Below are 8921 nucleotides of genomic sequence, written 5' to 3' on the forward strand. Positions count from 1 at the left end.
CCTTACGCGCCGGTGGCGGCACCGGCGATGAAGTCCAACGAGTCCTCGGGGGAAAGGGCGTGGATCGAAAGGGCCTCGAAGGCCTCCGAGTAGGCCCGGAGGTCTTCTTTCCGCTCCAGATGGAAGCTACTCGTCAAGTGGTCGAGAACCACCACGTCAAGATCAGAAGTGCGCGAAAATGAGAAAATAACGAAAGGGCCGGTGACGCCGATGTGTGCCCCCGCGGCGAACGGCAGGACCTGCAGCCGCACTTGGGGCAGCCGGGCCGCCTCGACCAGCTGCTCCAGCTGACGGGCCATCACATCGGGGCCCCCGACCTCCCGGCGCAGCACCGCCTCGTCCAGGACCGCGCTCAACTCCAGCGGGGGGTCCGCCCGCAGCACGTCCTGCCGGGCCAGACGCACCTCCACCAGGGCGTCCAGCCGCTCCTCCGAGGCACCCTCCAGCGCGGCCCGGGTCACCGCCCGCGCGTACTCCGGCGTCTGCAGCAGTCCGGGGACCACCGTGGTCTCCAGGGTGCGCATCGCGCTCGCCTGGGACTCCAGGCTGATGAAGTCCCGGTAGGTCGGCGGCAGTACGCCGCGGTAGGCGTGCCACCAGTGGTGCCGGCCGTCGCCGTCGCCGGAGCCCGAGAGCACCAGCAGCAGTTCCCGCAGCTGCGGATCGGTCACGCCGTAGGCGTCGAGCAGTAACCGGACGTCGGCCGGTTTCGCTCCGCTCGTGCCGGTCTCGATCCGGCTCACCTTCGACTGGTGCCAGCCCACCAGCCGGGCCGCCTCGCCGCTGGTGAACCCCGCCGAAGTGCGCAGCGTGCGCAGTTCGGCACCCAGTTTCCGGCGGCGCACCGCGGGACCGTGCTGCATGGACTCTCCCTACTCCTCCCGGGCCGCCCGGATACGGTCTTCCGTCGCAGGGTTCACCGCTTCGGGCGACAGATATATGCATATCTCGGTGGATCGCCGTCCCGCGCCGTGCGGTGATGGCACTCTGGCGGCGAAGCACCAGTGCGGGACCGTACTCGAACCATCCGCTCCGTGTCGGACTGCGGTCCCGTGGGAAAGGGACGACATCGCCATGGCAGACCACCTGGAAGCATCCATCACTCTGCCGAGCGATCCCGCCTCGGTCCGCGCCGCCCGCGCCCATGTGGTGGACGTGCTGGCGGAGTGGGGCATGCCCGCGGACGCGGACGTGTCCGACACCGTCCGGCTGATCGTCTCCGAACTCGCCACCAACGCCGTGCAGCACACCCTGGGGCAGTCGCCCACCTTCACCGTGGACATGGTCCTCCGGCGCGACGGGCGGCTGCACGTCGGTGTCACCGACAGCCACCCGCGTCTCCCCAGGCGACTGCCCGCCGCCGTCCAGCAGGACAACGGCCGCGGACTGGTCATCATCCGCTGTCTGACCGCGGAATGCGGGGGGAGGCTCAGGATCCGTCCCACGCGTGAGGGGGGCAAGACCGTCTCCGTCGAACTGCCGTGGGCCCTGCCCGCCGCCGCGGAACCCGCCGCGGAACCGGCCACGGCGGCGGGCCGGCAGGAGCCGTAGGGGCCGTCACGGCGCGGGGACGGCGGGCGGTGCGCCGGCGCGCCCGGACGGTCGGGGCCGCTTCGGCCGGGAAGCGGTCCCGCACGACGTGCGGCTCGGTGCCCTGCCGGAACGGCGAACGGTGCGGCGCGGCGGGCGCGGTGAGCGGCGCGGCGGCGAACACGGCCGGCAGCGGGGTGGTGGCGCGGGCGGCGGGTCGAAGCGCGGCGGGCGCGTCGAAGCGCGGGTGGGGGCGAGCGGCAGCGGGAGGCCAAGAGGGTGGGCGCGCCTGTCCGGGTGACCCGCGGTTCCCGGAACGGTCCGGCGAAGCGCGGCCGGTCCGTTGCCGCGGACTCCCGGTTCCGTGCGGTACGGGGGCGGTGCCGGCCGTACCGCGACGGACGACGGGCCGGGCCGTGTCACGCCCGGCGGGGGCGGCGGCGCGTCGGGGACGCCGCCGCCCCCGCGGGTCAGTTGACCCGGCCGTACGAGACGCTGCTGGTCCAGATCTTCTGCAGGCGCACCACGTCCCCGGTCTTCGGGGCGTGCCAGATCTTGCCGCCGCCGGCGTAGATGCCGACGTGGTAGACGCTGCGGCCCGAGTGGAAGAACACCAGGTCCCCGGCCTTGCGGTTCTTGGCGGAGATGTGGCGCGTCTTGTTGTACTGCTGGGCGGCGGTGCGCGGCAGTTGCTTGCCCGCCTTCTTGAACGCGTACAGGGTGAGCCCGGAGCAGTCGAACCGGTACGGTCCGGTGGCGCCCCACCGGTACGGCGATCCCTTCTTGGAAGCGGCGATGTTCAGAGCCTTGGTGGCCGTGGTCGCGGCTGCCGCCTCCGAGGCGGCACCCGGGACCACGATCGAGCCGCCCACGGCGGCCAGGGTGAGGGCCGAGGCCGTGCCGGCCCGGGCCATGAGAGACGGGACACGATTGAGCGCGGTCATGCGCAACCCTTCGTCAGCCGCCTGTGAAGGATGACCTGTCGGATTCGGGCTGGCGAAGTTGCCCGGCCGCACGAGTGCGGCTTCACCCCAAGGGCTGCTCGGAACAGGTGTTCCGGCGACCCGTCGTGCTCGGGTCCTCCACTCCTGCCGATCCACTCCTTGTCGACCGGTCATCCGGGCGGCGGCAGGACTCGGCGTCCGCCCGGATCGCCCCGCCGCGGCGGCGGGGTCTTGTCGTCAGTCACGGATCTTGTCCCACGGCAGGCCCGAAGTCCCAACGGGACAGGGGATTTGTGTTGTTACTCACCACTCACCCGTTCGGGTGGACACCCTCCTGTTCGGATTGCTGTCAAGGGTGCCGAAGGGCCCCGGACCAGCGTCGGAGCGCCCCATTCCGCCCGTCGGGCGCGCGTGTTGCGCAACTTCGGCGGCCCGGGAACAGCAGGTTCATCTCCGCCGGATGGGGGTACGCCGTTTGGTCCGTTCCGGCCCCGGTCCGGACGCGCCGCCGCCGGGGACGGCCGTCCGGACCGGTCCGGGGTCAACTGCCGGGGGACCGCGGCAGGGTGAGCCGGGCCGTGCGCCGTTCGCCGTCCAGGACCCGCAGTGCCCGGGCCAGCGTGGCGGAGTGCAGTTCGGTCTCGCCGCGCCGGTGCATCACGGTCAGCGCGTCGCGCAGCGCGACGGCCCTGCCGACCAGTGCCTGTGCGGCGCGCAGCCCGCGGTAGGTGTCACCGTCCGAGGCGGGGTTGATGCGGCCGAGCAGGTCGACGACCTCGAGGTAACGGTCGATCAGCTCGGCCTCCGCCCGGGTCAGGGCGGGCAGCGGGGGGAGTTCCGGCAGCACCGGGGGCTCACCTCGCTCCGGCGGCGGGGTGGGAGCCCTCGCGGTCGGACACGATCCGGTCCGCCAGGCCGTGGTCCACCGCCGCCCGTGCGTCGAGGACCGTGTCCCGCTCGATGTCCGACCGGACCTGCTCCGGGGTGCGGCCGGTGTACCGGACGAGCATGTCCTCCATCCGGGACCGGACGCGGGCCAGTTCCCCCGCCTGGACCGCGAGGTCGCTCGCCCGGCCCTCCAGCGGGCCGGGCGAGGCGGGCTGACGGAGCACCAGGCGGGAGCCCGGCAGGACACACCGCTTGCCCGGGGTGCCGGCGGCGAGCAGCAGCGCGGCGGCCCCCTCGGCCCGGCCGAGGCAGACCGTCTCCACGTCGCAGGAGACGAAGCGCAGCGTGTCGTGGATCGCCGCCATGGCGTGGAACGAGCCGCCCGGGGAGTTGATGTAGAGCGAGACGTCCCGGTCCGGGTTCTGGTGCTCCAGGTGCAGGAGCTGGACCGTCACGTCGTTCGCGCAGGCCTCGTCGATCCGGGTGCCGAGCAGGACGATCCGGGCCTGGAGCAGCTCGGTGTACGGGTCCGTCGTCCGGTGCCCGGACGCCGTGCGCCGGGTGAACTCGGGCAGGACGTGACGGGCGGACGGTCGGGTCATGTGAACCCCTCCTGTGGCAGGGCGCGGCCGTTTCCGGCACGCGCGTCGCTGTCGCTGCGGCTTCTGTAAAAAATGTACAGGAGGTACATGAAGTTATGATGGGTCCATGGCCTACGAGATTCCGGTGACGCAAGCCAGGGCTGAGCTCGCCGACCTGATCAACCGGGTGGTGTACGGCGGGGAACGCGTCGTCGTGACCCGGCACGGGAAGCCCCTCGTCGCCCTCGTGTCCGCCGACGACCTGCGACGGCTCGAAGAACTCGAAGGGGCCGCGGAGCCCGCGCAGGAGCAGGTGATCAGCACGGTCGCCGGTGTCCGCGAGACGGCGTCCGCTCCCCGCGAACGGCAGCGGTTCGGCATCGCCGCGGAGCACCGGCGGCCGGACGGCCCGTAGCCCCGGACCGCGGCACGGCCGAACGCCTCCGGAACGCCGCACGGGGCGACCGCGACGGCTGCGCCGTGCACCTCCAGGGGGAACCGGCCGAGGGCGGCCCCGGACCCCGGACCGCCCGCGGCCCGGGGTCACTCCCTCTCCGGACGGCCTCCGCGGCACCGGGGCCGCGCGCTGCCCGTCCCGGCCGGCGGCCGCCTTCGCCGGGGCACCGGGCGGCCGGAGGGCTCCGGGTCACCCGGCGCCGGTGCGCCCGGGGACGGTCAGCGCAGCGGCAGGCGCGGGAACCGGCGCTTGTCCTGCGCCCTGCGCGCCGCCTCCTCGGCCTTGACGACGGCCGCGTACCGGTCGACGTACTCCTGCTCGGACAGGGTGAGGATGGCGTACATGATCTCGTCGGTGACGGCGCGCAGGACCGCCTTCTCGCCCTCCATGCCGGCGTAGCGCGAGAAGTCGAGGGGCTCGCCGAAGCGGATGACCACGGGGCGGACGCGGGGGACGGTCCTGCCGGGCGGCTGCGCCTCGAAGGTGCCGATCATCGCGCAGGGGACCACCGGGACGCCCGCCTCGAGGGCCATCACCGCGACGCCGACCTTGCCCTTGTAGAGGCGGCCGTCGTGCGACCGCGTGCCCTCCGGGTAGATGCCGAGCAGTTCACCCCTGCCGAGCACTCCGAGGCCCTCCCGGATGGCGGCCCGGCCGGCCTCCTTGCCGGAGCGGTCGACCGGGATCTGCCCCGCGCTGCGGAAGAAGAAGGCCGTCAGCCGGCCCTTGAGGCCGGGGCCGGTGAAGTACTCGGCCTTCGCGAGGAAGGTGATGCGCCGCTTGAGCACGGCCGGCATCAGGAAGTGGTCCGAGAACGACAGGTGGTTCCCCGCGATGATGGCGGCGCCGGACGACGGCACGTGCCGCAGGCCCTCCGTCCGGGGCCGGAAGAGCAGCCTCAGCAGCGGGCCCAGCAGCACGTACTTGAGAAGGTAGTAGAACAAGCGCACGCTCCTCGACTCCGGCGGACGGGCGGGGCCGCCGTGTTCCAGCAGGTCGGCCGGCACGTCGTGGGGGTGCCGGTCCAGGTCCGGGCGGAGCCGCCCGGCACCCTGCCCGACGCGACCGGACGCGGCCGCGCCGGACGGCTGACCACCCGTCGGCGGCAGGGCCCGCGGGGGGACGGCGCGGCCGGGGAGGACCGCCACCCCAGCCTGCTGCCGGTCACCGCCCGGCGGCAACCCGGTCGGCGGACGTGACCGGATCGCACCGCACCGGGAACGCCCCCGTGAGGTGCCCCGCCGCCGTCCGGCCGAGTAGGCTCCGGAGCATGCGGATCTCCGTCTCCTCCGACATGGACGAACCCGTGGCCCGCGTCCTCCTCGCCGAGCTGCGCGAGCGCGGTCACGAGGTGCGCGCGCACGGTGCCCTGAGCCCCGGGGACGACCCGCGGTGGGCGGTCTGCTCCGAGGCGGCGGCCCGCGAGGTCGCCGACGGGACGGCGGACCAGGCGGTGGTGTGCTGCTGGACCGGCACGGGCGCCTCGATCGCCGCGAACAAGGTGCCGGGCGTCCGGGCCGCCCTGTGCACGGACGCGGTCACGGCGGACGGCGCGCGCCGCTGGAACGACGCCAACGTGCTGGCGCTCAGCCTGCGGCTGACGTCGGAGCCGCTGCTGAAGGAGATCCTCGACGCCTGGTTCGCCGGTGCGCCCAGCGACGACGCGGAGGACCTGCGGAACGTGGACCGGGTGCGCCGCCTCGACGGGGAACGCCCGGGCGCCTGAGCGGCCCGGACCGCCCGGGGGTTCCGACGCCGCGGCGCGGGAGCCGCGGCGCCCGAGGGGCGCGGTGCCGCGCCCGCCGGCGTCACAGGTCCGGCGCGTCCAGTGACTGCTCGGCCCAGATGATCTTCCCCTCGGGAACGAAACGGGTGCCCCACCGCCGGGCGATCTGGGAGACCAGCAGCAGCCCGCGTCCGCCCTCGTCCGTCGCACGGGGGTGCCGCACGTGGGGCGTCGTCATGCCGCCGTCGAACACCTCGCACACCAGTGAGCGCTCGCGGATCAGCCGGAGCCGGACGGGGCCGCCGGCGTGCCGGATGGCGTTGGTGACGAGTTCGCTGACGACCAGCTCGGTGGTGAAGGCCAGCTCGTCCAGCCCCCAGCGGGTCAGCTGCCGCAGGGCGGACCTGCGGGCCTCGGCCACGACGGCCGGATCCGCCGGCAGGGCCCAGGTCGCCACTCGTCCGGGGGCGAGGCGCCGGGTGCGGGCCATCAGCAGGGTCACGTCGTCGTGCGGACGGGTCGGGACCAGCTTCTCCACCACGGCCCGGCAGTCCGGCTCCCGCGAGGGCGGCTCCCCCTCCAGGGCGCGCCGCAGCCGCTCCCGGTCGGTGTCGACGGTCCCGTCCCTGGTGGGGGGCAGCAGAAGGCCGTCGGTGTACAGGGCGAGCGTGCTGCCCTCGGCCAGGGACAGCTCCACCGACTCGAACGGCGGGCCGCCCGCGCCGAGCGCCGGGCCCCGGGGGAGCTCCACGAAGGTGACCGTGCCGTCGGGCGCCACCACCGCGGGCGGGGGATGACCGGCGGCGGACACCGCGCACCGGCCGTCCACCGGGTCGTAGACCACGTACAGGCAGCAGGCCCCCCGGGCCAGGCCCTCCGTGGGCCCGGCCTCCGGTTCGCCGTCGTCGTCCCGCCCCGGCCGGCCCACCAGGTCGTCGAGGTGGGCGAGCACCTCCTCGGGCGGCAGGTCCAGCGCGGCCAGGGTCCGCACCGCGGTCCGCAGCCGGCCCATGGCCGCGGCGGCGTCGATGCCGTGCCCGGGCACCTCGCCGACGACGAGCGCGACGCGGGCTCCGGACAGCGGGACGAGGTCGTACCAGTCGCCGCCCAGACCGGTCAGCTCGTCGGCCGGGCGGTAGCACACGGACGCCTCGACGGCGTCCTGTTCGGGCAGCCTGCGCGGGAGCAGACTGCGCTGCAGCACGAGCGCGGCGTCCCGCTCGCGGGTGTAGCGCCGGGCGTTGTCCACGCAGACGGCGGCGCGGGAGACGAGGTCCTCGGCCAGGCTCAGGTCGTCCTCGTCGAAGGGGCGCTCGCGGCGGCGCCGGAAGAACCCGGTGATGCCCAGGGTGACGCCCCGGGCCCGGAGCGGCACGATCATCACGCTCTGCAGGCCCAGCTCCAGGAAGGTGGGGACGTGGTCGCCCCGTGGCCTTGCGACCCACCCCGTGGCGAGCGGGTCGAGCTGCTCCCGGCGCCAGGACCGGCCCGTGGCCAGGCAGCGCAGCGGAGGTGAGCCGGCCAGGTAGGCCACCGCCCCGCCGGTCTCCACGGCCGTCCGCGGCAGGTCCTCGTACAGCGACCGGTGACCCGCGCGGCGCAGTGGCTCCCGGGTGGTCCCGGCGAACGGTCCGGGCGGCAGCTCGGCACCCCGCAGCACCCTCTCCAGCAGGTCGACGACGACGAACTCCGCGAGCCCCGGCACGGCGACGTCGGCCAGTTCCTGCGCGGTGCGCGTGATGTCCAGGGTGCGGCCGATGCACCGGCCGGCCCGGTCGAGCAGGGCGAGGCGCTGCCGGGCGCGATGCCACTCGGTGATGTCCACGACGGTGTAGTACACGCCCATCGGGCGGCCGTGCTCGTCGTCGAGCCGGGTGAACGACAGCATGTGCGTGGCTTCGCGCAGCGGAGCCGAGCGGGCGTGGCCGGTGTGCACGTGGCCGACCACGCGTTCGCCGGTCTCCAGCACGTGCCGCATCTGCGCCTCGACGGACTCGACGTCCACGCCCGGCTGGACGTCCGCGAGCCGCAGCCCCAGGCGCCGCTCGGCCGGACCGCCGCCGAACTGCTCCAACGCGGCGTTGGACCACACGAAACGCAGCTCCGTGTCCACGATCGCGATGCCGATCGGCGACCCGGCGACCATCTGCTCCAGCACCGTCCGGCTCATGTCCCAGCCGGGAGCGCCGGCCAGCTCCGACAGCAGCACCAGCAGCGACGAACGACCCCGCGGCTCCACCGCCGGGACGATCCGGACCATGACCGCGACCGGCCGCCCGTCCCGGCGCAGGGCCGTCATCAGTCCCGCCCAGCCGCCGTCCTCCCGGCACCGCTCGACCAGGTCCGGCACCCGCTCGGCGTCCCGCGGGGTCAGCAGCTCGGCGAACTTCCTGCCCACCGCCTCGGCCACGGAGTGCCCCAGCAGCCGCTCGGCCTGACCGGTCCAGCCCGACACCACGCCCCGCGGATCGAGCAGCAGGGGAGCGGCGTCGGCCACGTCGAACCCCTGCCGGGCAACGTCCTGCTCCTTGTGTCCGCCCACGGCCGACCTCTCTGTCGCTGAGAGTGGTCTACCACCTCTTGTCCCCATCTTCACCCTTGCCCGGAAAGGGGGCTTCCCGGGCGGCGGGGCAGACGGCCCGGTGCCCCCCGCCGGGGCGGCGGGTTCCGCGGGGTGGGGGGGGGGGGGGGGGCCGGGGGGGGGGGGGGCCCCCCCCCCGGCAGGTCGTCCCCCCCTCCCCCAACCCCCCCCCCCGCTCCCCCCACCCCCCCCCCACCCCTCCCACTCCCCTCTC

Annotated in this window: 10 protein-coding genes and 1 riboswitch; of the genes, 4 read left to right on the forward strand and 6 right to left on the reverse strand. The window is 74.5% G+C overall.

The genetic code is table 11. The features are described 5' to 3' along the window. Nucleotides 1-2 precede the first annotated feature (2 nt). Complete coding sequence (locus tag ACZ56B_RS11100) at nucleotides 3-863, reverse strand: helix-turn-helix domain-containing protein (RefSeq protein WP_468788549.1); 861 nt, start codon at nucleotides 861-863, stop codon at nucleotides 3-5. Between the two features lie 211 nt (nucleotides 864-1074). Here ACZ56B_RS11100 and ACZ56B_RS11105 point away from each other — a divergent pair, with 211 nt between their 5' ends. Beyond that, complete coding sequence (locus ACZ56B_RS11105; protein WP_468788551.1) at nucleotides 1075-1551, forward strand: ATP-binding protein; 477 nt, start codon at nucleotides 1075-1077, stop codon at nucleotides 1549-1551. Between the two features lie 449 nt (nucleotides 1552-2000). On the opposite strand, the gene ACZ56B_RS11110 is transcribed toward ACZ56B_RS11105, so the two are convergent. The 3 genes from ACZ56B_RS11110 to ACZ56B_RS11120 all read right to left on the reverse strand — a co-directional run bounded on the left by ACZ56B_RS11110 (nucleotide 2001) and on the right by ACZ56B_RS11120 (nucleotide 3964). After that, on the reverse strand, nucleotides 2001-2474 hold the full coding sequence (locus tag ACZ56B_RS11110) for a C40 family peptidase (RefSeq protein WP_468788553.1): 474 nt from the start codon (nucleotides 2472-2474) through the stop codon (nucleotides 2001-2003). A gap of 3 nt (nucleotides 2475-2477) precedes the next feature. Beyond that, a riboswitch (cyclic di-AMP (ydaO/yuaA leader) is annotated at nucleotides 2478-2665 on the reverse strand. A 350-nt stretch (nucleotides 2666-3015) separates the two neighbouring features. Next, on the reverse strand, nucleotides 3016-3321 hold the full coding sequence (locus ACZ56B_RS11115; RefSeq protein ID WP_468788555.1) for a hypothetical protein: 306 nt from the start codon (nucleotides 3319-3321) through the stop codon (nucleotides 3016-3018). Nucleotides 3322-3328: 7 nt separating this feature from the next. Beyond that, complete coding sequence (locus tag ACZ56B_RS11120) at nucleotides 3329-3964, reverse strand: ATP-dependent Clp protease proteolytic subunit (protein WP_468788557.1); 636 nt, start codon at nucleotides 3962-3964, stop codon at nucleotides 3329-3331. 106 nt (nucleotides 3965-4070) lie between these two features. Between ACZ56B_RS11120 and ACZ56B_RS11125 the strand changes: the two genes are divergently transcribed. Continuing rightward, nucleotides 4071-4358 carry a type II toxin-antitoxin system Phd/YefM family antitoxin gene (locus ACZ56B_RS11125; protein WP_468788559.1) on the forward strand — a complete coding sequence of 96 codons (288 nt, stop codon included), beginning with the start codon at nucleotides 4071-4073 and terminating at the stop codon, nucleotides 4356-4358. A gap of 260 nt (nucleotides 4359-4618) precedes the next feature. Here the strand turns inward: ACZ56B_RS11125 and ACZ56B_RS11130 are convergent, their stop codons facing one another. Next, on the reverse strand, nucleotides 4619-5344 hold the full coding sequence (locus tag ACZ56B_RS11130) for a lysophospholipid acyltransferase family protein (RefSeq protein ID WP_468788561.1): 726 nt from the start codon (nucleotides 5342-5344) through the stop codon (nucleotides 4619-4621). Between the two features lie 39 nt (nucleotides 5345-5383). Between ACZ56B_RS11130 and ACZ56B_RS11135 the strand changes: the two genes are divergently transcribed. Both ACZ56B_RS11135 and ACZ56B_RS11140 read left to right on the forward strand, forming a co-directional pair. Next, nucleotides 5384-5599: a hypothetical protein gene (locus ACZ56B_RS11135; RefSeq protein WP_468788563.1), complete on the forward strand. Its 216-nt coding sequence runs from the start codon at nucleotides 5384-5386 to the stop codon at nucleotides 5597-5599. A 71-nt stretch (nucleotides 5600-5670) separates the two neighbouring features. Further along, nucleotides 5671-6126: an RpiB/LacA/LacB family sugar-phosphate isomerase gene (locus ACZ56B_RS11140; RefSeq protein WP_468788565.1), complete on the forward strand. Its 456-nt coding sequence runs from the start codon at nucleotides 5671-5673 to the stop codon at nucleotides 6124-6126. 82 nt (nucleotides 6127-6208) lie between these two features. On the opposite strand, the gene ACZ56B_RS11145 is transcribed toward ACZ56B_RS11140, so the two are convergent. After that, a complete protein-coding gene (locus tag ACZ56B_RS11145) occupies nucleotides 6209-8668 on the reverse strand; it encodes a SpoIIE family protein phosphatase (protein WP_468788567.1) in 2460 nt (819 codons plus the stop codon). Nucleotides 8669-8921 lie beyond the last annotated feature (253 nt).

Source organism: Streptomyces sp. NPDC034670 (assembly GCF_055574875.1).

Excerpts from the sequence above, each read along its gene's own strand:
- ACZ56B_RS11100 (WP_468788549.1), bottom strand. The coding sequence starts at position 863 with ATGCAGCACGGTCCCGCGGTGCGCCGCCGGAAACTGGGTGCCGAACTG.
- ACZ56B_RS11105 (WP_468788551.1), top strand. The coding sequence starts at position 1,075 with ATGGCAGACCACCTGGAAGCATCCATCACTCTGCCGAGCGATCCCGCC.
- ACZ56B_RS11110 (WP_468788553.1), bottom strand. The coding sequence starts at position 2,474 with ATGACCGCGCTCAATCGTGTCCCGTCTCTCATGGCCCGGGCCGGCACG.
- ACZ56B_RS11120 (WP_468788557.1), bottom strand. The coding sequence starts at position 3,964 with ATGACCCGACCGTCCGCCCGTCACGTCCTGCCCGAGTTCACCCGGCGC.
- ACZ56B_RS11125 (WP_468788559.1), top strand. The coding sequence starts at position 4,071 with ATGGCCTACGAGATTCCGGTGACGCAAGCCAGGGCTGAGCTCGCCGAC.
- ACZ56B_RS11140 (WP_468788565.1), top strand. The coding sequence starts at position 5,671 with ATGCGGATCTCCGTCTCCTCCGACATGGACGAACCCGTGGCCCGCGTC.